We start from the raw sequence: 20,179 nt of genomic DNA on the forward strand, positions 1-20,179 counted from the left end.
ATAAGCAATCGATACGTGGGTGGAGCAAGGATGAAAGAGCAGGGCTCGCAAAGATCGGGCAATCAGCGACGCGGGCGCTTATGGCTCGTGATCGCGCTCGTGGTGGTCGTCGTGCTCGTCGCGCAAGGCATATGGTCGCGGCGCGCGGCGCATGCGGAACTCGAGCGCGATGCGAACGAGCATGGCGTGCAGACGGTCGAGGTCATCAAGCCGGCTCGCATGAAGGCTTCGCAGGATCTCGTGCTCGCGGGCGATATCCGCGCGTTCTCCGATGCGCCGATCTTCGCGCGCACCAACGGTTATCTGAAACGCTGGACCGTCGATATCGGCACGAAGGTGAAGAAAGGCCAGTTGCTCGCGGAGATCGATGCGCCCGAGATCAACGATCAGCTTCGTCAGGCCCGCGCCGATGCGCAAACGGCGCGCGCGAACTATCTGCTGGCGAAGACGACTTCGGAACGCTGGGCGCAGATGCTGAAGAACAACTCGGTGTCGCGTCAGGAAACCGATGAGAAGAACGGCGACATGCTCGCGAAGGAAGCCGCGCTGAATGCGGCGCAGGCGAACGTGTCGCGGCTCGAACAACTCGTGTCGTTCCAGAAGATCTATGCGCCATTCGATGGCGTCGTCACGGCGCGCAATACCGATGTCGGCCAGTTGATCGATGCCGGCAGCGGCGCAGCGGGCCGCGAGCTCTTTCATATTCAGGATGCGTCGACGTTGCGCGTGTTCGTCGATGTTCCGCAGGCGTATGCGCGCATGATCAAGGTCGGCTTGCCCGCGGATTTGCTGCTCAACGAGGAACGCAATCGCAAGTTCGATGGCATCACGGTGCGCACGTCGGGCGCGGTCGATCCCGTCGCGCGCACGATGCGTGTCGAAGTCGATGTGAAGAACCCGACCGGCGAGTTGCTCGCGGGCGCCTATGCGCAGGTGCGCTTTCGTCTCACGAGCGCGAATCCTTCTTTCACGCTACCGGGCAATGCACTGCTGTTTCGGCCCAATGGCGTGCATGCCGCGAGCGTCGATGCGAACAATCGCGTGAAGCTTCTGCCGATCACGCTCGGCACGGACTACGGCACGCGCGTGTCCATCGTTTCCGGTCTGAATGGCGATGAGCGCGTGATCGTGAATCCGCCCGATTCGATCATCGACGGTGCGGCGGTGCGTATCGGCCGCTCGGACACGGGCGCGGGTGCGAGCGGGGCCGCGCGCGGCGGGGCGGCGAAGGCGGAAGGAAACGAATCGTGATGATGCGCGCATCGGTCAGAATCGTAGGATGGCTAACTATCGCCATATCGGCCGGCTGCGCTGTGGGCCCGGATTATGTCCGGCCCGACGTGCCGGTGCCCGCAGCGTACAAGTCGCAGACGCCGCTCGATCTGCCCGAGGCCGCGTCCGCTGCGGCATCGCAGGACTGGAGGCCCGCGCAGCCCGCCGACGCGACGCCGCGCGCGCCATGGTGGCAGGTTTATGGCGATCCGCAATTGAACGCGCTCGAAGAACGCGTCGTGACTGCGAACCAGACCGTTGCCGCGGCTGCTGCTCGTTATCGCGGGGCACGCGCCGCGGCTGCGCAGGCGCGTTCTGCTTACTTCCCTACGATCACCGCGAACGCCGCATTCAACCAGTCGCGTGTGTCGTCGAACGTGCTGTACAAATCGAGCGCGGGCGTGACCGTGCCCGACTATCTGATCGACGCGCAAATCTCCTGGGAGCCGGATCTGTGGGGACGCATCTCGCGTGCCGTCGAAGGTGGCCGGGCGGAAGCGCAGGCGAGCGCCGCGGACCTGCAAAGCGCGATTTTGTCGATGCAGGCCGAGCTCGCGACCAACTACTTCGATTTGCGCGGCACCGTCGAAGAAGAGCGGCTGCTGGACGCCACGCTGCAAGCCTATGAGAGAGCGCTCGCACTCACGCGCGATCGGTTCGCGGGCGGTGTCTCGGCGGAATCGGACGTGGCGCAGGCGGAGGAGCAGCTGCGCGCGACGCAGGCGCAACGCATCGATCTGGAGACTACACGCACGAGCCTCGTCAACGCGATCGCGATTCTCGTCGGCGAGAATCCGTCGAAGTTTACGCTCGATGTCGCGCCGCTCAACGAAGCGCATTCGCCGCATCCGTCGGCGGCGCTCGCGGTGTTGCCGCTCAGCGTGCCGTCCGCGCTGCTCGAACGGCGGCCGGATATCGCGGCGGCGGAACGGCGCGTTGCCGAGGCGAATGCGCGCGTCGGCGTGGCGACGGCGGCTTTCTTTCCGAACCTCTTGCTTGCCGCGACGGGCGGTCTAGAAGCGACGCGCTTTTCGTCGTGGCTCGAAGCGCCGAGCCGCTTCTGGTCGCTCGGTCCCCAGCTCGCGTTCACGGTGCTCGACTTCGGCGGACGGGCGGCGGCCCGAGATGCGGCGCGCGCCGCCTACGACGAGAACGTCGCCGATTATCGGCAGACGGTGCTGATTGCGTTCAGGCAAGTGGAAGACAACCTGAACGCGCTGGAAGTGCTGCGCCGCGAAAGCGAAGCACAGCGCGATGCGGTCGATGCCGCCCAGCGCGCGCTCGGCAAGGTGAGCAACCGCTATGAGAACGGCGCGATCACGTATTTGAGCGTTGTGGTGACGCAGGCGATCGTGCTGTCGGATCAGCGCACGGCGGTGGGTATTGAACGGCGGCGCATGGCGGCGAGCGTCGCGCTCGTGAAAGCGCTGGGCGGGGGGTGGACCACGGTCGAGTTGCCGAGCGCGGAAGCGGTTTCGCGGCGTGATTGAATTTTGCCCGATGCGTGCAAAATGCCATTCGGCATTGCGCATCGTGCATGCAGAACCGCTACACGCCTATTTTCCAATTGTCGACGCGGGTTTGCGGTGAGAACGTGTTCGAAGTCGATGAATCAACGTGAGTGCGCCAAGCAGAATGGCAAGCACGCCGATCCAGCATAGCGAATGCAGGCATAAGAGATACGGTGCGAAGAAGGCCTCTGGCTCCGCAGCGGGATCGAGGTTCCAGCCAATGCTAGTCGGCGGAAGCAACACATCATTGATCCAATGCGATACGAGCAATCCACCCACGTACGTGCCAATCACGAAAGCCAGAAATAGCGGTAAATGCCGAATAGTCTCGCGAGTGAAACGAGCTGCGGTAAACATGACTGATGCAGCAATGATCCAGCAGACAACGAGCGTCGCGAGAAGGCTTGCGTCCATGATGTCCTCGACACCAATTGGCTCGGAAACCCGAAGCGCTTCGAGCATATTGCGAGTCGATGCCGCCATCCACGAGGGGATCATTCCGAATTGACTGACGACGAAGCGGGTCATTGCAACGCCGATTAACAACGATACGATCATCACCGATAAGGCACGAGCAAACCCTGAGAGCTTATTTCGTTTCATCTCACTGTGACCGTTCCATAGGCTTTCAGCGTCGAACCGGGTACCGCAAGGGAAGGCGCGGAGCCGCGAATAAAGCGCTGTAGTAATTCAAACTCGGCCGAATTCACAAGGGTAATGCATCCTTCGCTGTACTCTCGACTTCCTGCCGGATGCAAACGAAACTGACCGCGCCTGACGCCGTTTATGTTCGTCATATCTCCCGTCCTCGGATTCCACAGCATGAACCATTTTCGTCGATCTGAAGAGCCAACGAGCGGAGAGACACTGTCCAACACGTGTCCGAGCATGCCACCCGACTGGCGATCGACGATGTAATAGGTGCCGCGCGGAATTGGCCCGATTCCCTTTGAGGCGACCTCAGCAGGATTGTCGCGCCCTTGTTTTTGACCTGAAAACGCCTCAACGATCCCATACCCCGAACAGATGAGCGTCGATGTATTCCGATTGTTCAGCGTGAATATGCAATTGACCGGCACCTCGTCATGCCTCTTCTCGCGCAGCGGTCAGCGCGTCGGACACCTTTATATTGCCATCGTGGTAATGCCATGAGATCGTGTCGTAGTACAGTTCAACGCTCTCCATGTGATTGAAGAGTTCGCAGCTCTTGTCCTTCATGTTTGGCATGAGCGTCATGATGGAGCCGATCTTCACCCCGTCAAGGCTCACTGTGTAATACGGCTCTTCCTTTCCAGCCTCGTTTATTCGATAGAAAACCAGCTCCGCCGACTGCAACGTACGCGAGTCACGCAGCATCTGATGAAGCAGCGGAGTCGAGGGGTCGATTTCCTTCTCCACTGTCAGCGGCGTATGAGTGCGTTGTCCAACCACCTTTCCGGTCTGGGAATCGATCGGGACGCTAAAGCAATGCGAGAGGGACAACACTTCAATGCTTCCCTCCCGGTCGAATACTGTGCTCGAGCCTCGCAAAGCACGACCTTGATCGTCCTTGAGATATAGATGGACGGGCATCACCATTCTTTATTTCCTTGTTCCGGTTAAAAAAAAGGCCCCGCACAGAGCGGGGCGAAGATCGTCGATAAAGAAAGCAGACCTACGAGCGGCGTAGTCTGAAGTTATCGCTTGCAAAGCGGAATGCGTTATTTCTTAACTCGGGGAAGTTCAGCAGTCTCACGGGAGTCAGGACGATGGCTGCCCGCGTGCAGCAAGCCGCGTCGGATCAGCGCACGGCGGTGGGCATCGAACGGCGGCGCATGGCGGCGAGCGTCGCGCTCGTGAAAGCGCTGGGCGGAGGATGGACCACGGTCGAGTTGCCGAGCGCCGAAGCGGTTTCGCGGCGAGATTGAATTTTGCGCGTTGCGTGCAGAATGCCATTGAGCATTGCGCATGCAAAATGCGCTTTTCCCGGCGCGCGAGACATGCCAGAAAGCAACCTCGAAGCTAGACGAGCAAAAACACACCGCACGCAATCAACGCAGCACTCCAGACCCAATCGACATTGATCCAGCCGCTTCGCAGAAAGCCGAGTCCGCCGCGTTCCTGCACGGACATCGCGAACATCGAAATCGCGGCGATCACGGCGAGCATCGCGCCCGTATGGACGGTCAGCGCGAGCGCGGTGGCTTCGAGCGCCGTATTCGCGACCTGACCGGTACACAACGGCAAAAGCGCCGGCACGAGCATCAGTCCCGCGCCGTGCGCGCTCGACATCACGAAGGACCACAACGCTAAGCCCGCCAGCCCGGTACGCATACCCACGGTCGGCCGTCCGCGATGTCCGCGCCACGCGCTCCACACGCCCCAGCCGATCAGCAGCGCTCCGCACGCACGCGCGAGCATGTCATGGCCGATCGCCATGCCGAGCGTGAGCGCGCCCGCGAGCACGAGCGCGACCGATGCCGCGTGACCCAGCGCGATCGGCACGAGCGACACCAGCGCGACGCGGCGGCTTCGCGCATAGAGACCGAGCGCGACCGCGAAGAGCCATCCCATCGCGGGATTCAGGCCGTGAAACGCGCCGAGGCCCGCGGCCGTGACGATGAGCGCGGGCGACGCGGCGTCCATGCGAAGCGTCTCGTCGCGTCTCAGGGATAGCAGTACGAATCCGACGAGCAATCGCCGCCCTGCAGCCGGATCTGATGCGGCCGATGTCCCTTCGGCCAGTCGATGAAGAACTTCTCGTCGACGGTGAGGCCGCCGGTGGGATCGGCGTCGAGCTTCACCATCCATCCGTCGATGCCTTCGGGATAGAACTGCGCATCCACCGCGCCGTAGAGCGAGTTGGTGAAGTAGACGCGGCGCCCGTCGCGGCTCACTTCGACCATCTGCGGTCCACCGTTCAACGCGCCGTTCGCGGCGCCCGGATGCGTCGCCCGCGCGACCACGCCGCCGATGCGCACCTTGCCCGTCAGCTTCGGCGCGAAGGGATCGGAGACGTCGTATTGCAGCATGTCGCCCGTGCCCCAGCACGACACGTAGAGAAAGCGGTCGTCCATCGACAGATCGATGTCCGAGACGAGCGGCGGCACCGCGCCGAAGCCCTTGAGCAGCGGCGGCAGCGCGTCGGCATCGGCGGGTTCGGCGGGAATGTCGATGATCTTCTTCACCGCCCATTTGTCTCCGTCGCGATACCAGGTCCAGATCGACGACGACAGATCCTTCAGGCTGATCACGCAGTTGACGAAGCCGTATGCCTTGGTCGGATCGTGCGCCGGGCGCAGCTCGAACACGAGCTGATATTCGTCGCCGAAGTCGATCTCCTGAATGTGCTTGCGCTTCGTGAAGTCCCAGAAATGCAGCTTGCGCCCGTACTTCGCGCCGAGCAGCAGGTCGGGCACGAGGCCGTTCTCGAAGGTATCGGGCGTGCCCCATTCGCTCGTGACCATCGTGTCGTAACCGAGGTGCCACCATCCGTCATACGCGAGTTGCTGCGGACCGCGATCGACTTCCCAGCGGCCGAGCGGATCGAAGCTCTGCTGATCGAGCATCAGCACGCCGCCGGGCGCCTTGCCTTCGGCATTGCCGAGCGCGGTGATATAGATGCCGCCCGGCCCGCAGTGCACCGTGTGCGGCCGCGTATAGCCGGTCTTTTCCGCGAGCTCTTCGGGCTCGATCGTTTTCACGATGACGGGCTTCTTCGGATCGGGCTTCGTGTCGATGATATGAATGCGCGACGAGCGCAGCCCCGGCACGACGAGATAGCGCCGCTCCATGTGCGGATGCGGCGCGTTCGGGCACAGGCACGACGAGCACGCGTTCCAGCCGAAGTGATGCAGTTCGTCGCCGGTATCGGGCATCGCGATTTCGCCGACGATTTTCGTGTAGTCCGGCGAATCAGGATCGACATCGACGACGGCGATCTTGTCGGGCGTCTGGCGCTCGGGATCGAACGTCGCGACGTAGGCCAGCGTTTCGCGCGGCGCTTTCGCCGCGAGCCGCGGGGAAGGGTAGAAGCTCGGATCCGGTTTCCATGTCGCCATGCTGCGTCTCCCGATTGTGTGGTCGTCGATTCGCTTGCAAAAGCACTATAGGACACAAGCACGCGACACGCTTCCGATGCACTCGCGGCGCAAAGCTGCTTTTCTGCTTTGCTTTCGCACGACGCGTGATTCGCCGGGGAAAACAGCGCCTAAACTATAGGCATCGCCCCTGGACCGAAAGAGGAGGTAACGATGGCCGAGCCGATGATCAGCCTGATGGCGGGAGTCGTTCTGGTGCTATGCGTCGCGGTGGTTCTCGTGATGCATCACCGGCACCCGCATATTCCCGTTCCGAAGGCGCGCTGGCTGGATACGCATCCGCCGCGCGACTGGCGGCACAGGCATTGACCTGCAGCGGGACGTGAATTAAACGGTTAGGGCGCCGGCATCGACCGGCGCTATTTTTTTGCGCGGCGCAAAACGCATCAGCGGCGCGGCCCTTTCATCGCCTCCGCTTCCATCGCGGCGTGCCATTCCTCGCTGTTCTCGATCGGGTCCATGCCTTCATCGATGAACGCGGACGCGCGCTCCGCCACCGAGCGGGTTTCCTCGTCGGTTTCGTCGTCGATGACGCTGTCCTCGTCGGCGGGCGGCTCCAGCATGTCCTGCAGCATGGCCTCCAGTTCGGGCGTATCCCACGGCTCGCCGCGCTGCTTTTTCTTCTTGATGTAGTGCCGGATTTCGGCATCCTGCTCGGATGTCAGCGGAAGCCCGCGGAAGGTGCGGTTGGCGTCTAAGTCACTCATGTTCGTTCCTCTCGCGCATAACCTGTGATGCGTTGGCAAGCGCCTCAAGTGTAACGCCGTTCGTGCGCAGGTAAAAACGGGCGATATTCAGCCGAGCGGCGGCAGGCGTCTTTCGATCGGCGTCGCTTTCACGATGGCCGTGCTCGTCGCGGCGCGCTCGGTCACTTTCCCGAGGATGTCGTCGAGATGCTCGATCGAGCGCAGATAGAGGCGGCACACGAAGCAGTCGTCGCCCGTCACTTTGTCGCACTCGACGAACTCGGGAATGCGCCGGATCGCTTCCTCGACGAGATGCAATTGCCCGGGCAGCGGCTGCACACGCACGATCGCCTGCAGCGTGTAGCCGAGCGCGCGCGGATCGATATCGACAGTGAAGCCGCGAATCACGCCTTGCGTTTCGAGCCGGCGCATGCGCTCGGCGGTGCTCGGCGCCGATAGCCCGACGCGCTTCGCCAGTTCGCTCACCGCGATGCGCCCATCGCTCGCGAGCACGGCGATGAGTTCGCGATCGATGGCGTCGATCCCCGTCTGCGGCATGCTGCCCAGGTTTTTTCCCATGATGGCCTTCGATTTAAAGGTCGAAAGATGTCGATGCCTAATTTTAGGCATGGTTTTGGGCAGAGCGCATCGATAGACTTGAAACCATCGGAATTGCATGACGGGAACGAGATGAACACGGAAAGAATCAACGCGCGCTTCGCCGGCGCATCGAACGCGCATGAACTGCGCCGCGGCGCGATCGAGATGTCGCTCGCGATGCTGATGTCGGGCACGATCGGCTGGCTCGTCGTGTCGTCGGGACAGACGCCCTGGAACGTGGTGTTTTTCCGCTGCGTGTTCGGCGCGGCGACGCTGATAGCGGTATGCGCGGCGCTCGGCTTTCTGAAGAAGCGCTATTTCTCGTGGCGCATGATCGGGCTTGCCGCGCTCGGCAGCGTGGCGATCGTCGGCAACTGGCTTCTGCTGTTCGCCGCGTATTCGCGCGCGTCGATCTCGATGGCGACGACCGTCTACAACACGCAGCCGTTCATGCTCGTCGCGCTGGGCGTTATCGTGCTGCGCGAACGCGTGTCGGCATCGACGATCGCGTGGCTCGGCGTTGCTTTCATCGGCCTCGTGATGGTGGTGCGCGTCGAGCCCGCCGTGCTGGCGATGCCGGGGCAATATCTGGAAGGCATCGCGTATGCGCTCGGCGCGGCCTTTCTGTACGCGATATCGTCGATCGTCACGAAGCGGCTAAAGGGCACGCCGCCGCATCTGATCGCGATGCTGCATGTGCTGTTCGGCATCGTCATGCTCGCGCCGTTCGCGCGCTTCGCAGAGACGCCCGCGTCGATCGGCGGCTGGTCCGATCTCGTCGTGCTCGGCGTCGTCAACACGGGCCTCATGTACGTGCTGCTCTACGGCGCGATCCAGAAGCTGCCGACCGCGACCACGGGCGCGCTGTCGTTCATCTATCCAGTGGTGGCGATCGTCGTCGACTGGCTCGCGTTCGGGCAAAGGCTCGCGTGGCTGCAAGTGGCCGGCGCGGTGCTCATTTTGCTCGCGGCGGCGGGGGTGAATCTGCAGTGGCGGATCGTGCCGCAAAAATGGCGCGCGAACGATTGACGCTCACTCGTATAGAATGGCGCCCCTTTCCGACTACATCGAAATTCGCGCCATGTGGTTCAAGAACCTTCAGCTTCACCGTCTCCCCGCACACTGGTCCGTCACGCCGCAGCACATGCAGCAATGGCTCGCGCCGCTCGCGTTCAGCGCGGCATCGAGCATCGAGAACGAGCGGCGCGGCTGGGTCTCGCCGCGCGGCGACGATGAACTCGTCTACACGGCGAATCGTCAGATGCTCATCGTCTATCGCGCGGAGAAGAAGCTCTTGCCCGCGTCGGTCGTCACGCAGTTCGTGAAGGAACGCGCGGCCGAGATCGAAGAGCAGCAGGGCTTCAAACCGGGCAGGAAGCAGTTGCGCGAGCTGAAAGAGCAGATCACCGACGAACTCCTGCCGCGTGCATTCAGCATTCGCCGCGACACGCGCGTCTGGATCGATCCGGTGAACGGCTGGCTCGCGATCGATTCGTCGTCGGCGACGGTGTGCGACGACATCATCGGCTTGCTGGTGAAGTCCGTCACCGATCTGCCGCTCGCCAGCGTGCGCACCGCGCGCTCGCCCGTTTCCGCGATGACCGAGTGGCTGCTGTCGGGCGAAGGTCCCGCTGGCTTCACGCTCGATCGCGACACCGAACTGCGCTCGACCGGCGAAGGCAACGCGACCGTCCGCTATGTCGGCCACGCGCTCGAAACCGAAGACATGCGCCGCCATATCGAAGCGGGCAAACAGTGCATGCGTCTCGCGATGACATGGGACGACCGCGTTTCCTTCGTGCTGACGCCATCGCTCACGTTGAAACGTGTAAGCGCGCTCGATGTCATCAAGGAAGCCGCCGATCCCACCGCGGCGAACGACGACGAGCGCTTCGAATCCGACTTCATCCTGATGACGGGCGAGCTCGCGCGCATGCTGTCGGCGCTGACCGACGCGCTCGGCGGCGAAGAAGATCTGCGCGCGGCCGCATAGGAACCGGCGTCACGCGGACGGCGACGGCGAGAACGCGTAGCCGTTCTTGCCGTTGCGCTTGACGGTGTACATCGTTTCGTCGGCGGCGGCGACGAGCCGCCAGTAATCGTTGACGCGGTCCGGGAAGCTCGCGATCCCGATGCTCGCGCGTACGATCGACAGCCCCATCTGCGCGTCGGTCTCGCCGACGCACGCGATGATTCGTTGCGCGATGACGGCCAGCTCGCCGTCGTTCGAAAACTCGCTCACGAGCAGCGCGAACTCATCGCCGCCGATACGCGCGACCAGGTCGCCGCCGCGCACCGCCTGACGAAATCGACGCGATACCGCGATCAGGAATTCATCGCCGATGCGGTGTCCGTGCGTATCGTTGACGCGCTTGAAACCATCGAGATCGATATACAGCACCGCGATGCGCGCCGAGCCGCGCGCGCCGCTCGCCAGCGCATTCGCCGCTTCCTCCAGCGCCGCGAAGAGCTTGCGGCGATTGGGCAGACCCGTCATCGGATCGTGCAGCGACGCCTGCTCGAACTCGTTCGACAGGCCGAGCAGTTGCCGGTTGCGCTTCGCATACATGCCGAGCGCGGTGATGAGCACGCCGAAAACGATCGCCGATAGCGCGATCAACGTGTGCGACACGCTCAGAATGCGCTCGCGCACGTCCGCGCTCGCGCGATCGCGCTCGGTGCGCCACCAGGCGTAAGTCGAATCGAGCGCGGAGCTCGCCTCGCCGAGCGCGATGGCCGGCGAGAGCACGGCCAGCGGCACGGAAGGCGCCGACATCGGGCTCGCGGACACCAGCGCGTGCAGCGACGCGAGCCGTGCCGCCAGTTCGATGCGCGACTCGCGATAGGCGGCCTGACGCTGGGCATCGCCGGCGGGGGCGTTCTGCAGGGACAGCGCGGCGGCACGCGCGGTATCGGCGCGCTCGACCGCTTCGAGCACGAGCCCGACATACTCCTGCTGCAGTTGCGCGGAAAAGATCGCGCGAATCTGCATCGCGAGGAACAGCAGGCCGATCAGCAGGCACAGCAATGCGGCGCCCGCGAGCGGCGCGGGGCCGGGCACGCGCATGCGCACGAGTGCATGCCGTACACGGCCCGCCAGCGTGTCCTCAGGGGCGTGAATACTCCTCTCGCTGACGGTTCGGGACATTGTGTCGATAGCTCACTCGATGGAAAAACGCGCCCATGCGCGCGAACAGCCCGCCCTCGGGCTTCGCGCGCGGCTGCTGATGCTTGCGCGCCTGCGCGTACGGATCGGCGTTGCCGCGATTGACGGCGGCCCGCTGCGTCGCCGATGGCGTGCCGCGGCGTTGCACGGCGGCGCTCTGTACGGGCGCGGCGGAAGATGCGTCGGTTTGTTGTGCCTGCGCGGACACGGCGGCCGTCGCGAGGGCCGTGTCCGCGCCGGTATCGGCGACGGTGGTTTCGTCGGAGGCGTCGGCGGCTGGCGCGTTGTCCGCGAGCGATGCCGTGTCGATGGGCGCGGGCGCTTCGTTCGACGCATAGGGAAGCGCGCCGGTCAGAGGCGTCTCGACGGCCCCCGCTGACTGCGTTTGCGCGGCAATGGCGGGCTGGTCGATGCCGAGCGTCCGGCGCGCGCTCGCCATCGCTTCGGCGTACACGCGCTGGTCGTGGTTGAACCACATGCCGTACGCGACGGTGCCAAGCACGCCGATGCCGAGCGCGGTTGCCGATGCCATCCACAGCGCGAGTCGCCCGAAGCGCAGCGGCGTGCGCAGGGGGCCGGGATCGTCGTCGTAATCGATTGCAGGCTCGGGCGGTTGAATGACAGTGGGATCATTCGCGGGACTTGCACGATCCGCGATGCTCTCCTCGGGTAGCTTTGCGTGCTGAGGCATGACAGCGCTCTCCAGAACGTATTCGTCAGACAGCGGACCGGCGCGGACGCAGGGCGCGCGCTCGGTCCGGCACTTGCCCCGCGCGTCCCGTCATTTGGACGATGAACGCGCCGCGGCGACGTCGAACGTGACAGCCGAATGCCGGTTCAGCCTGCACTGCCGGGCCAATTTTTGCCAAACAATGTAACTCGCGCCACATACCGCCACAATTAGGGACGGCGATGAGGCGCGGGAACGAAGACGCGGATTAGCGCGTTCGATGCTCGGCGAAATGGGCGCTGGCGGGGCCGGACGGACCGGTGCGCGGTGATTTCACCGCATCGCACGACGCGACGGCGAAGCAAGTTCGGCCACTAATGCAGCATTCTTCATTCCAGCCCCGATTTGATGAACGGCGCATGCATCATTCTTCAGAGGAAGTTCCCGCGCGTATGTGAGGTCGCGCACATACGCGCGCGGCGAGATTTCGAATGTGGAGCGCGCGCCACACTCCGTCAGCGCCGTTTCGCCGACACGACGAGCGCGATACCGCCGAGTATCGCCACCGCGCTCGCAGCGAGCCGCGCGGTCAGCGGCTCGCCCAGCAAAAGCACGCCACCCGCCGCCGCGATCACGGGCACGCTCAGTTGCACCGTGGCGGCCGTCGCGGGCTTCAGCCCTTTCAACGCCGCGTACCAGATGACGTAGCCGAGCGCCGAGGTCAGCGCCCCCGATGCGGCGGCGTAGGCGAGGCCCGGGGCGTCGAAGCTCGCGAACGGCCACGCGAGCGCCGACACGGCGAGCGCGAAGGGCAGCGCGCGCATGAAGTTGCCGGCCGTTTCGGCGACGGGGTCGGACCTGCCGCGTCCGCGCAGCGAGTAGACGCCCCAGCCGACGCCCGCCGCGATCATCAGCGCCGACGAAAACGGATCGGGCGCGGCGAGGCCCGGCAGCACGAGCCACACGAGTCCGGCGAGCGCGAGCAGCAGGCCGAGCCATTGCGTCGCGGCGAGACGTTCGCCGATCGCGATGCCGTAGCCGATCATCGTCGCCTGCACCGCGCCGAACAGCAGCAGCGCGCCGGTGCCTGCCGCGAGCCGCACGTAGGCATAGGAGAACGGCGCGGCGTAGACGGTCAGCGCGAGCGCCGATACCCAGTTCCCGGCGCGACGCGTATCGGCGCTAGCATGGCTGATGCGCGCGCGCAGCATGATCCACAGCACGAGCGCCGCCGACGCGATGCGCACGAGCGTGAAGCTCGCCGCGTCGATCTGCGTGCCTTTGAGCGCGAGACGGCACAACAGCGAGTTGCCGGCGAAGGCGAGCATCGCGACGACGGTGAGCATCGCGATGCGCGCGCCGTGCGACGCGCTCGCGGATGAAGCATCGAAATCGGACTTGGACATCGGCAGCGCGATGGACGAGGGCGCCTCACTCTAGCGCAGTCGCGTCAGCCCGTGGTGAAAGGCTGCGGCGGCGCATCGCCTTCGGTGCCGAAGCGCTCGAATTCGGAGATCACCTGCGCGCCGAAGAGCAGCAGCGTGGCGAGCGCTTCCAGGCTGAACAGCACGACGATCGACGTCGTCAGCGAGCCATACACGACGCTCACCTGCGAGAGCGTCGCGAAGTACCACACGAGCACATGGCGCGTGATTTCCCACAGCACGGCCGCCGTCACGCTGCCGAGCAGCGCGAGCCGCAGCGACGGCCTGCCGACCGGCATCACGAGATAGATCGACGTGAGCACGAAAATCTCGCCCGCGACGCCGAGCAGATAGAGCAGGAGCCGCGACACGCCCTTGAGCGACACCTCGACGCCTAGCAGATCGACGCTGTTGCTGCCCATCGCCTGAAGGCCGTTCGACACGAGCGTCACGATCAGCATGCCGACGCCGAGAAACAGGATGTAGCAGTAAGGCAGGAGCGCCGAGAGCAGAAAGTGCCGCCGCCGGATCGCGACGCGATGCACGAAGATCACCGACATCGCGTTCTCCAGCACGGTGAACGCGAGCGAGCTGAAGAAGATCATCGTGACGAGCAGCAGCCAGCCGAGCACCGCGCGATGCGCGAGGAAGTTGGCGAGTTCGCGCACCACGGCGCGCGCCTGGCCGGGCACGAGCCATTCGAGCAGATGCGCGAGGGTTTCGAGCAGTTCCTGCTGACCAATGAATTTCGACAGCACGATCACGATCAGGATCAGCAACGGAACGATCGAGAGCAGCGCGTAATACGCCACCGCGCCCGCGAGCAGCAGGCCCTGGTTCGCACGGAAAGCCCGCATGGTCCGCATCGCGAAGCCGAACGGATGGCGCGCGACGCTTCTCACCTGAGGCCCCAGCACAGGACCGAGAATCTTCGACATGAAACCTCCGCGGCGCGATGCTGCCCATCCTTTTCCGACGAGCAAGGATCGCTCCCGTGCGCGCACACGCCTGGCGGAAGTCCGAAGCGGAAGGTCAGCCGGGGCGACGCGCCTCGCTGCGCGCGGCGGCCTGTTGCGCGGCTTCCTCGAACGCGAGATCGAGCAGGATATCCACTTCGCACGCGGGCAACTCGGTCGCGTCGACGTTGCGCAGTCGGCAGAAAAGCGCGAGCGCCTCGGCTGCGGCGGCGAAGGCGTCGTTCATATCGCGGGAATTAAGGCGTCGTTTTCTCATGGTTCACATAACGGCAGCCGCACGGCCGGACTTTAATGTGCGGCGGCGCAGCGCGCGTTGCACTTTCACCTTCCGCTTCTGGATGGATTAACCTAGGTTCATAACACGCGCCCGTCGAAGGCACAGGAGGACAACCATGGCCGCATCCCACGCAACCTCCGCCGCCGACGCGCTCGGTGCCGACGCCGAAATCGTCGACGCCGACGAACGCCTCTACAACCACGATCTCGCGCCCGTGCCGCGCGCAAAGCGGACCTGGAACGGCTACAGCATCTTCGCGATGTGGATGTCGGATGTGCACAGCGTCGGCGGCTATACCTTCGCGGCGAGCCTCTTTCTGCTCGGCATCTCCGGCTGGCAGGTGCTGCTCGCGCTGACCATCGGCATTCTCATCGTGTACGTGCTGATGAACTGGGTCGGCAAGCCGAGTCTCAGGCACGGCATTCCGTTTCCCGTGATGGCGCGCGTGTCGATGGGCGTGATGGGCGCGAATCTCGCCGCGCTGATCCGTGGCGTGGTCGGCATCGTGTGGTACGGGGTGCAGACGTATTTCGCGTCGAAGGCCGTCGCGACGCTGCTGCTTCTGTTCGTGCCGTCGGTCGTGGCGTGGCGCGATACGAGCTTCCTGCGGCTCGACATGCTCGGCTGGGTGAGCTTTCTTTTCATGTGGCTGCTGCAGCTCATCATCTTTCAGCGCGGCATGGAGATCATCCGCAAGTTCATCGATTTCTGCGGGCCGGCGGTGTATGTCGTGATGTTCGTGCTGATGGGCTGGATCCTGTATCGCGCGGGTCTCGGCAGCTTGAATCTCACGCTGTCGGGCAAGGTGCTGTCGGGCGACGAGCAACTACACGCGATGATCAACGCGACCCTGCTCGTCGTGAGCTACTTCGCCGCGCTGCTCCTGAACTTCGGCGACTTCTCGCGCTTCGCGAAGAGCGAGCGGCAAATGAAGATCGGCAATTTTCTCGGCTTGCCGTTCAACTTCGTCGCGTTTGCGATCATCACGGTGATCGTCACGGCGGGCAGCGAGAAGGTGTTCGGCACGATGATCATGGACCCGGTCGAGATCGTCTCGCGCATCGAGAACAAGGTGTGGGTGGCGATCGGCAGCATCACGTTCGTCATCGCGACGATGGGCATCAATATCGTCGCGAACTTCGTGTCGCCCGCGTATGACATCGCCAATCTTTTCCCGAAGCACGTGGACTTCAAGAAGGGCGGCCTGATCGCCTCGATTCTCGCGGTGATCGTGTGCCCGTGGATCTTCGTCGACAGCCCGAAGGCAATCACGATTTTCGTGTCCGTGTTCGGCGCCGTGCTCGCGCCGATGTACGGCGTGATGATGGCCGATTACTACCTCGTGAAGCGTCAGCAGGTGAAGACCGCCGACCTCTACACGATGCAGCCCGGCGGACGCTTCTACTACGATGGCGGCTGGAACAAGGTCGGGCTCGCGGCGCTCCTCGTGTCGGGCGCGATCTCGGTCGGCTGGGAGCTGTCGACGCAAATGCTCAAGCTCCTGCCGCCGAACAATCTCGGCTGGCTGATCGGCGCGGCCGCGGGCGCGCTGCTCTATGTCGTGCTGATGCGCATGGCGAATCGAAAATAACGCGGCTTCATTTGAGCCACTTGCGCACGTCCTGCTCCCATTCGGGCTGGCCGCAGTTCGGCGGATTCTCCGGGCCGAGCACGGTGATGTAGCCCTTGTCCTTCATGCACGCCTCGTAGGCGCGCACCTGCGTGCAGCGGCCCGCGCCCGCTTTCTTCGCGGCGGCCTTGCATGCGGACATCGAATTGTCCATGCCGCTGAAATCGGCATCGGGACCGGCATCGTTCCAAGAGGGCGGGTTCGCGCTCGCCGAGAATTCGACGGGCGTGCTGCACGCGGCGAGCATCAGTGCGGCGGCGGGAAGAAAGCACGAGCGGAAAAGTCGATTCATTTGCTTGAACTCCTTTTTCTTAAGCTCTTGTTGAAGGCGCACGATCGGCCGCCTATTATTCCCCGCTGTCGTGACGCGCGTCGCGTTTTTTTATTCCGCCTGGAGTGCCGATGAAACCCATGCCGCTCGCCCGCGTCGTGTCGTCGTGCTTCGCCGTCGCAGTGTTATCGATCGCATCGCCCGCGTTCGCCGACGATGTCTCGTTCGGCGCGAGCCAGCTTTGCGGCTTGCAGAGCGCGCGCCCCGACCGGAACGCCGCCGTGCAGGTGAAAACCGTGCAAGGCAGGAACGGACCGATCGGCTATGCGCGCTTCGGGCACGGCACGCCGCTTCTGCTCATCACGGGCTATCGCGCGACGCTCGGCGAATGGAACGCGTATTTTCTCGGCGCGCTCGCGAAGCATCATGAGGTCATCGTGTTCGACAATCGCGGCGTCGGACGCTCGACGCCGATGGCGGGGCATTACGGCCCCGGCTACGGCATCCTCGACATGGCCGCCGATGCCGCCGATGTCATCGCGGGCCTGAAGCTCGCGCGCGTGGACGTGGTCGGCTGGTCGATGGGCGGCATGATCGCGCAGCAGCTCGCGCTCGATGCGCGCGAGAAGGTCGAATCGCTCACGCTGATCGCGACCGCGCCGCCGGGTCCGGAAGCGGTGCCCTTGACGCCCGAAGTGCAGCAGGTGCTGTCGAGTTCCGGCGCGGACGCGTTTCCCAGAATCATGGCCGTGCTCTTTCCCGCCGATGCCGTCGCGGATGCGTCGAAGTGTTTCGTCGGCGACATGTTCGCGCCGCGCGGCTACAAGGGCCGGCCGGTGCCCGATGCGGTTGCGGATCAGCAGAATCGGGCGATGTCGCAGTGGTTCGCGGATTCCGCCGCCGCCGATCGGTTGCGCCGCTCGCCGGTGCGCACGTTGATCATCGCGGGCGCGAACGACGATGTTCTCGCCGATGCCAACGCGCACCATCTCGAACAGATGATTCCGCGCGCGACGCTCGATGTGGTCGCGGACGCGGGGCATGCGCTGATGTTCCAGTACCCGATCGAACTGGCAGGACATATTCAGACATTTGTCAGATATATTAGGTAGGCGCTTAATTCTGAAATTTCTGAGTTTTTTATTTTGAGATTTGCGTCATAGTTGCGAGTCCCAGTATTTGGACTCGCAGCGATATGCATTCCATCTCGAAATTCTGACTCATGCTCATCATCAGCCTCTTTTTTCGTCGTTCCCCCGCGGCGCTGGACAATCATCGGCATTACGCAGCGCTGCACGGTTATCGCCACGTCTACGTCGAAGCGGCGGACATCTATGAGTCGCCGTCCGCGCAGTGGCTTTTCAGATACGAGACGTTGCTCAGCGAAGCGTGCCGCGCGCAAGACGACGAGATCGTGCTGTTGCTCAGCGAAAACGCCGCGATCGTCGAGCCGATTAACCTGGAGGCCGCGCTCGGGGAGTCCGACTGGCGGCTCACACGGCTGGAGAACAGCGAATATCCGCAGTCCGACGTGCAAATCTGGCGCAACACGGCGCGCGTTCGCTCGATGTTGCTGAACGTCGTGCATCATTGCCGCTTCGGGACCGAGCTGCCCGCCGTCGAAACCGAACTGCTGCGTGAATTCGACTGGGTCCACTGGACCGAGACCTCCCGAGACGAAGCGGGCGAGTTCCACGCCGTCCTTCCGGCATCGGGAGCACACTATCCCGTATGGCAAAGCCGGCGGGTGTTTGCGCTCAGCATCGCCGAGGGTCACAACGATCTGTCGCGCAAGGCCGCGCATCCCAGGCTGCGCGAGGCTTTGCTCAGCCATCTGAACGCAACGCGCGAGGACCCGAAGGCGCGCTCGCTCGTGCCGTTCCACGGCGCGCCGCCGCCGCGGACGCAGGCGCTCGACGTCTTCAATCCGGGCCGGCGCATCGCGATTTGCACGCTCTATACGCCGAACGTTGCGCAATATGGCTGCATCGCGGAAGAGCGCATGCGCGCCTATTGCGATCGTCACGGCTATACCCTTTACGTGCATCGTGATGTTCCGGCGCACCTCGGCGCGCGTCTGCCCATTCGTGGCAACTGGGTCAAGCCGTATCTGCTGCTGGACACTCTGCCGCATCACCAGTGGGTCTTCTGGCTCGACGCCGATATCCTCGTCAACGATGTCAGCACGCCGCTCGAACCCCTGTGCGACGGGCGCGACATCGTGCTGGCGCGCGATATCGGCAACTGGTTCTTCAATTCGGGCGTGATGGGCTTTCGCCGCACGCACACCAACAGCACATTGCTCGCGAGCATCGTCGAAGGCATCGAGAACATCGAAGACAAAGAGAATGTCGTGACGGCCCCCGGGGATCAATATCACTTCAACCGCGCGGTCCTCGAACATTCCGGCATGACCAACGACGACGTCTATAGCTTCGTCGAGATCAATACGCCGTGGGGTTTTCGCATGCCGTCGAGCTTTCTCGTGCATTACCACGGCATGTCCGAAGGCATGCGCGTCTTGCTGATGCGCTACGACATCGCGTTGCGCGAGCGGGAACTGGCGGAGGCGGCCTGACCCGTTTGTGCAGCGCGCGGGCGCACCGTGCGAAGCCGCCCCGGCATCAAATCCATCCGCGCATCCAGTGCCACGCGAGCGGGCCGCAGATCACGCCCCAGGTCATCGCGGCGATCACGAGCGCGATCATGACGGCCGCGCTGCCGCAATCCTTCGCCCGTCCGGAAAGTTCGTGGCGTTCGAGCGAGATGCGATCGATCGCCGCTTCGATGCTCGAGTTGAGCAGTTCGACGAGCAGCACGAGCAGTACCGATCCCGCGAGCAACACGCGCTCGGCGGCGCTCACTACGACTACCGCGGCGATCGGCAGCAGCACGATCGCGAGGCACACTTCCTGGCGAAACGCGCTTTCCCCGCGCCATGTCGCGACGATGCCGGCCCATGAATGCCGCAACGCGAACACGGCGCGCATGAGGCCGCGACGCTTGACGTGCGGACCTTGCGCGGATGTGGATGAGGAACTTGTCGAGCGGTTCATGACGGCAATATTACCGCGCTGCCGACTCGAAAACGTTTGCCGATTCATACCGCACGAAGCGGCGATGAATTGGCTTGTCAGGAGATTCGACGGACCTTCATACTTCCCGCAATCGTGAGGCGCAAGCACTCGCGTCGATAACTAGAAGAGAGCCGGGGATACATCATGAAGTCACGCTTTACCGCTGTTCATCTGCGTTCTGTCGAACTCGCCGATCCGCATCTCGCGCATCTGTACATGGAATGTGTCGATGCCGAAGCGCGTCTGTCCGGTGCGAGCAAGCTCGCGGCGGCGGCCGTCTTCGAGGCCCGCGAAAAGTCGCTCGATAACCTGTGGTCACGTCTCGATGCGCTCGACCCGAGACTGTGCCGCGAGTTGAAACACGCGGTGCAGGACTGGCACGACATCGCGGTGAAGCTGCGCGGCGGCGAATGATTTGAGACGCGCGAGCAGCGCAACGAGACGCTGCGACATTCGCGTGGAAGGCCGTCGCCATTAACCTTTCTCCAACGACACAACGAGAGCGCAGCCGCGCTTTCGACGGAATTCACGGAGAAGGG

General features: G+C 63.7%; 24 protein-coding genes. 10 read left to right on the top strand and 14 right to left on the bottom strand.

Annotation, left to right across the window (positions count from 1 at the left end; all coding sequences use genetic code 11):
- The first annotated feature begins 30 nt into the window (after positions 1–30).
- Both IAG25_RS09855 and IAG25_RS09860 read left to right on the top strand, forming a co-directional pair.
- Positions 31–1,251 carry an efflux RND transporter periplasmic adaptor subunit gene (locus IAG25_RS09855; RefSeq protein WP_187604700.1) on the top strand — a complete coding sequence of 407 codons (1,221 nt, stop codon included), beginning with the start codon at positions 31–33 and terminating at the stop codon, positions 1,249–1,251.
- On the top strand, positions 1,251–2,762 hold the full coding sequence (locus tag IAG25_RS09860; RefSeq protein ID WP_187605056.1) for an efflux transporter outer membrane subunit: 1,512 nt from the start codon (positions 1,251–1,253) through the stop codon (positions 2,760–2,762). Before IAG25_RS09855 ends, IAG25_RS09860 begins: the two co-directional genes overlap by 1 nt.
- Positions 2,763–2,828: 66 nt before the next feature.
- On the opposite strand, the gene IAG25_RS09865 is transcribed toward IAG25_RS09860, so the two are convergent.
- The 3 genes from IAG25_RS09865 to tssD are packed head-to-tail and all read right to left on the bottom strand — an operon-like array spanning position 2,829 to position 4,361.
- The gene (locus tag IAG25_RS09865; RefSeq protein WP_187604701.1) at positions 2,829–3,386 is read right to left on the bottom strand and encodes a hypothetical protein; all 558 of its coding nucleotides are present in this window, start codon (positions 3,384–3,386) and stop codon (positions 2,829–2,831) included.
- On the bottom strand, positions 3,383–3,862 hold the full coding sequence (locus IAG25_RS09870) for a DUF2778 domain-containing protein (RefSeq protein WP_187604702.1): 480 nt from the start codon (positions 3,860–3,862) through the stop codon (positions 3,383–3,385). Before IAG25_RS09870 ends, IAG25_RS09865 begins: the two co-directional genes overlap by 4 nt.
- A 4-nt stretch (positions 3,863–3,866) precedes the next feature.
- Positions 3,867–4,361, bottom strand: a complete 495-nt coding sequence (gene tssD, locus IAG25_RS09875; protein WP_187604703.1) for a type VI secretion system tube protein TssD — start codon at positions 4,359–4,361, stop codon at positions 3,867–3,869.
- Positions 4,362–4,531: 170 nt separating this feature from the next.
- On the opposite strand from tssD, the gene IAG25_RS09880 reads away from it, so the two are divergent.
- Positions 4,532–4,690 (top strand): hypothetical protein, encoded by a 159-nt coding sequence (locus IAG25_RS09880; protein ID WP_187604704.1) that lies wholly within the window; start codon positions 4,532–4,534, stop codon positions 4,688–4,690.
- 94 nt (positions 4,691–4,784) lie between these two features.
- On the opposite strand, the gene IAG25_RS09885 is transcribed toward IAG25_RS09880, so the two are convergent.
- Both IAG25_RS09885 and IAG25_RS09890 read right to left on the bottom strand, forming a co-directional pair.
- Complete coding sequence (locus IAG25_RS09885) at positions 4,785–5,408, bottom strand: hypothetical protein (protein ID WP_187604705.1); 624 nt, start codon at positions 5,406–5,408, stop codon at positions 4,785–4,787.
- A gap of 20 nt (positions 5,409–5,428) precedes the next feature.
- Positions 5,429–6,823, bottom strand: a complete 1,395-nt coding sequence (locus tag IAG25_RS09890) for a selenium-binding family protein (protein WP_187604706.1) — start codon at positions 6,821–6,823, stop codon at positions 5,429–5,431.
- Positions 6,824–7,015: 192 nt separating this feature from the next.
- Between IAG25_RS09890 and IAG25_RS09895 the strand changes: the two genes are divergently transcribed.
- The gene (locus tag IAG25_RS09895) at positions 7,016–7,171 is read left to right on the top strand and encodes a hypothetical protein (protein ID WP_187604707.1); all 156 of its coding nucleotides are present in this window, start codon (positions 7,016–7,018) and stop codon (positions 7,169–7,171) included.
- Positions 7,172–7,248: 77 nt separating this feature from the next.
- Here the strand turns inward: IAG25_RS09895 and IAG25_RS09900 are convergent, their stop codons facing one another.
- Positions 7,249–7,569, bottom strand: coding sequence for a hypothetical protein (locus IAG25_RS09900; protein WP_187604708.1), 321 nt, complete (start codon positions 7,567–7,569; stop codon positions 7,249–7,251).
- An 87-nt stretch (positions 7,570–7,656) separates the two neighbouring features.
- A complete protein-coding gene (locus tag IAG25_RS09905) occupies positions 7,657–8,127 on the bottom strand; it encodes an Lrp/AsnC family transcriptional regulator (RefSeq protein ID WP_035498592.1) in 471 nt (156 codons plus the stop codon).
- A 111-nt stretch (positions 8,128–8,238) separates the two neighbouring features.
- On the opposite strand from IAG25_RS09905, the gene IAG25_RS09910 reads away from it, so the two are divergent.
- Both IAG25_RS09910 and IAG25_RS09915 read left to right on the top strand, forming a co-directional pair.
- Complete coding sequence (locus IAG25_RS09910; protein ID WP_187604709.1) at positions 8,239–9,177, top strand: DMT family transporter; 939 nt, start codon at positions 8,239–8,241, stop codon at positions 9,175–9,177.
- Between the two features lie 52 nt (positions 9,178–9,229).
- Positions 9,230–10,141: a recombination-associated protein RdgC gene (locus IAG25_RS09915; RefSeq protein WP_035498911.1), complete on the top strand. Its 912-nt coding sequence runs from the start codon at positions 9,230–9,232 to the stop codon at positions 10,139–10,141.
- A gap of 9 nt (positions 10,142–10,150) precedes the next feature.
- On the opposite strand, the gene IAG25_RS09920 is transcribed toward IAG25_RS09915, so the two are convergent.
- The 5 genes from IAG25_RS09920 to IAG25_RS09940 form a co-directional block, all read right to left on the bottom strand.
- A complete protein-coding gene (locus IAG25_RS09920; protein ID WP_035498912.1) occupies positions 10,151–11,215 on the bottom strand; it encodes a GGDEF domain-containing protein in 1,065 nt (354 codons plus the stop codon).
- Positions 11,216–11,255: 40 nt separating this feature from the next.
- On the bottom strand, positions 11,256–12,005 hold the full coding sequence (locus tag IAG25_RS09925; RefSeq protein ID WP_187604710.1) for a hypothetical protein: 750 nt from the start codon (positions 12,003–12,005) through the stop codon (positions 11,256–11,258).
- A gap of 494 nt (positions 12,006–12,499) precedes the next feature.
- Positions 12,500–13,390, bottom strand: a complete 891-nt coding sequence (locus tag IAG25_RS09930) for a DMT family transporter (protein ID WP_187604711.1) — start codon at positions 13,388–13,390, stop codon at positions 12,500–12,502.
- Between the two features lie 44 nt (positions 13,391–13,434).
- Positions 13,435–14,346, bottom strand: a complete 912-nt coding sequence (locus IAG25_RS09935) for a YihY/virulence factor BrkB family protein (RefSeq protein WP_187604712.1) — start codon at positions 14,344–14,346, stop codon at positions 13,435–13,437.
- A 94-nt stretch (positions 14,347–14,440) separates the two neighbouring features.
- On the bottom strand, positions 14,441–14,611 hold the full coding sequence (locus IAG25_RS09940) for a hypothetical protein (protein WP_187604713.1): 171 nt from the start codon (positions 14,609–14,611) through the stop codon (positions 14,441–14,443).
- 166 nt (positions 14,612–14,777) lie between these two features.
- Here IAG25_RS09940 and IAG25_RS09945 point away from each other — a divergent pair, with 166 nt between their 5' ends.
- Positions 14,778–16,253 (top strand): NCS1 family nucleobase:cation symporter-1, encoded by a 1,476-nt coding sequence (locus IAG25_RS09945; RefSeq protein ID WP_035498594.1) that lies wholly within the window; start codon positions 14,778–14,780, stop codon positions 16,251–16,253.
- A 7-nt stretch (positions 16,254–16,260) separates the two neighbouring features.
- Here IAG25_RS09945 and IAG25_RS09950 read toward each other — a convergent pair whose 3' ends face one another.
- Positions 16,261–16,584 carry a hypothetical protein gene (locus IAG25_RS09950; protein WP_187604714.1) on the bottom strand — a complete coding sequence of 108 codons (324 nt, stop codon included), beginning with the start codon at positions 16,582–16,584 and terminating at the stop codon, positions 16,261–16,263.
- A gap of 110 nt (positions 16,585–16,694) precedes the next feature.
- On the opposite strand from IAG25_RS09950, the gene IAG25_RS09955 reads away from it, so the two are divergent.
- Positions 16,695–17,675, top strand: a complete 981-nt coding sequence (locus IAG25_RS09955; protein ID WP_222946453.1) for an alpha/beta fold hydrolase — start codon at positions 16,695–16,697, stop codon at positions 17,673–17,675.
- A 110-nt stretch (positions 17,676–17,785) separates the two neighbouring features.
- Positions 17,786–19,141 carry a galactosyl transferase GMA12/MNN10 domain protein gene (locus tag IAG25_RS09960; RefSeq protein WP_187604716.1) on the top strand — a complete coding sequence of 452 codons (1,356 nt, stop codon included), beginning with the start codon at positions 17,786–17,788 and terminating at the stop codon, positions 19,139–19,141.
- 46 nt (positions 19,142–19,187) lie between these two features.
- Here IAG25_RS09960 and IAG25_RS09965 read toward each other — a convergent pair whose 3' ends face one another.
- Positions 19,188–19,619, bottom strand: coding sequence for a diacylglycerol kinase (locus IAG25_RS09965; RefSeq protein ID WP_187604717.1), 432 nt, complete (start codon positions 19,617–19,619; stop codon positions 19,188–19,190).
- Positions 19,620–19,784: 165 nt separating this feature from the next.
- Here IAG25_RS09965 and IAG25_RS09970 point away from each other — a divergent pair, with 165 nt between their 5' ends.
- A complete protein-coding gene (locus IAG25_RS09970; protein WP_187604718.1) occupies positions 19,785–20,054 on the top strand; it encodes a hypothetical protein in 270 nt (89 codons plus the stop codon).
- The last annotated feature ends 125 nt before the right edge of the window (positions 20,055–20,179 follow it).

The organism is Caballeronia sp. EK (assembly GCF_014384845.1).
Lineage (GTDB): Bacteria > Pseudomonadota > Gammaproteobacteria > Burkholderiales > Burkholderiaceae > Caballeronia > Caballeronia jiangsuensis.

Coding starts and splice junctions, on each gene's coding strand:
- tssD (WP_187604703.1), bottom strand. CDS start 4,361: ATGGTGATGCCCGTCCATCTATATCTCAAGGACGATCAAGGTCGTGCT.
- IAG25_RS09960 (WP_187604716.1), top strand. CDS start 17,786: ATGCTCATCATCAGCCTCTTTTTTCGTCGTTCCCCCGCGGCGCTGGAC.
- IAG25_RS09930 (WP_187604711.1), bottom strand. CDS start 13,390: ATGTCCAAGTCCGATTTCGATGCTTCATCCGCGAGCGCGTCGCACGGC.
- IAG25_RS09905 (WP_035498592.1), bottom strand. CDS start 8,127: ATGGGAAAAAACCTGGGCAGCATGCCGCAGACGGGGATCGACGCCATC.
- IAG25_RS09880 (WP_187604704.1), top strand. CDS start 4,532: ATGGCTGCCCGCGTGCAGCAAGCCGCGTCGGATCAGCGCACGGCGGTG.
- IAG25_RS09950 (WP_187604714.1), bottom strand. CDS start 16,584: ATGAATCGACTTTTCCGCTCGTGCTTTCTTCCCGCCGCCGCACTGATG.
- IAG25_RS09955 (WP_222946453.1), top strand. CDS start 16,695: ATGAAACCCATGCCGCTCGCCCGCGTCGTGTCGTCGTGCTTCGCCGTC.
- IAG25_RS09965 (WP_187604717.1), bottom strand. CDS start 19,619: ATGAACCGCTCGACAAGTTCCTCATCCACATCCGCGCAAGGTCCGCAC.
- IAG25_RS09945 (WP_035498594.1), top strand. CDS start 14,778: ATGGCCGCATCCCACGCAACCTCCGCCGCCGACGCGCTCGGTGCCGAC.
- IAG25_RS09890 (WP_187604706.1), bottom strand. CDS start 6,823: ATGGCGACATGGAAACCGGATCCGAGCTTCTACCCTTCCCCGCGGCTC.
- IAG25_RS09940 (WP_187604713.1), bottom strand. CDS start 14,611: ATGAACGACGCCTTCGCCGCCGCAGCCGAGGCGCTCGCGCTTTTCTGC.
- IAG25_RS09900 (WP_187604708.1), bottom strand. CDS start 7,569: ATGAGTGACTTAGACGCCAACCGCACCTTCCGCGGGCTTCCGCTGACA.
- IAG25_RS09920 (WP_035498912.1), bottom strand. CDS start 11,215: ATGCGCGTGCCCGGCCCCGCGCCGCTCGCGGGCGCCGCATTGCTGTGC.
- IAG25_RS09935 (WP_187604712.1), bottom strand. CDS start 14,346: ATGTCGAAGATTCTCGGTCCTGTGCTGGGGCCTCAGGTGAGAAGCGTC.
- IAG25_RS09885 (WP_187604705.1), bottom strand. CDS start 5,408: ATGGACGCCGCGTCGCCCGCGCTCATCGTCACGGCCGCGGGCCTCGGC.
- IAG25_RS09970 (WP_187604718.1), top strand. CDS start 19,785: ATGAAGTCACGCTTTACCGCTGTTCATCTGCGTTCTGTCGAACTCGCC.
- IAG25_RS09860 (WP_187605056.1), top strand. CDS start 1,251: ATGATGCGCGCATCGGTCAGAATCGTAGGATGGCTAACTATCGCCATA.
- IAG25_RS09910 (WP_187604709.1), top strand. CDS start 8,239: ATGAACACGGAAAGAATCAACGCGCGCTTCGCCGGCGCATCGAACGCG.
- IAG25_RS09915 (WP_035498911.1), top strand. CDS start 9,230: ATGTGGTTCAAGAACCTTCAGCTTCACCGTCTCCCCGCACACTGGTCC.
- IAG25_RS09855 (WP_187604700.1), top strand. CDS start 31: ATGAAAGAGCAGGGCTCGCAAAGATCGGGCAATCAGCGACGCGGGCGC.
- IAG25_RS09865 (WP_187604701.1), bottom strand. CDS start 3,386: ATGAAACGAAATAAGCTCTCAGGGTTTGCTCGTGCCTTATCGGTGATG.
- IAG25_RS09925 (WP_187604710.1), bottom strand. CDS start 12,005: ATGCCTCAGCACGCAAAGCTACCCGAGGAGAGCATCGCGGATCGTGCA.
- IAG25_RS09895 (WP_187604707.1), top strand. CDS start 7,016: ATGGCCGAGCCGATGATCAGCCTGATGGCGGGAGTCGTTCTGGTGCTA.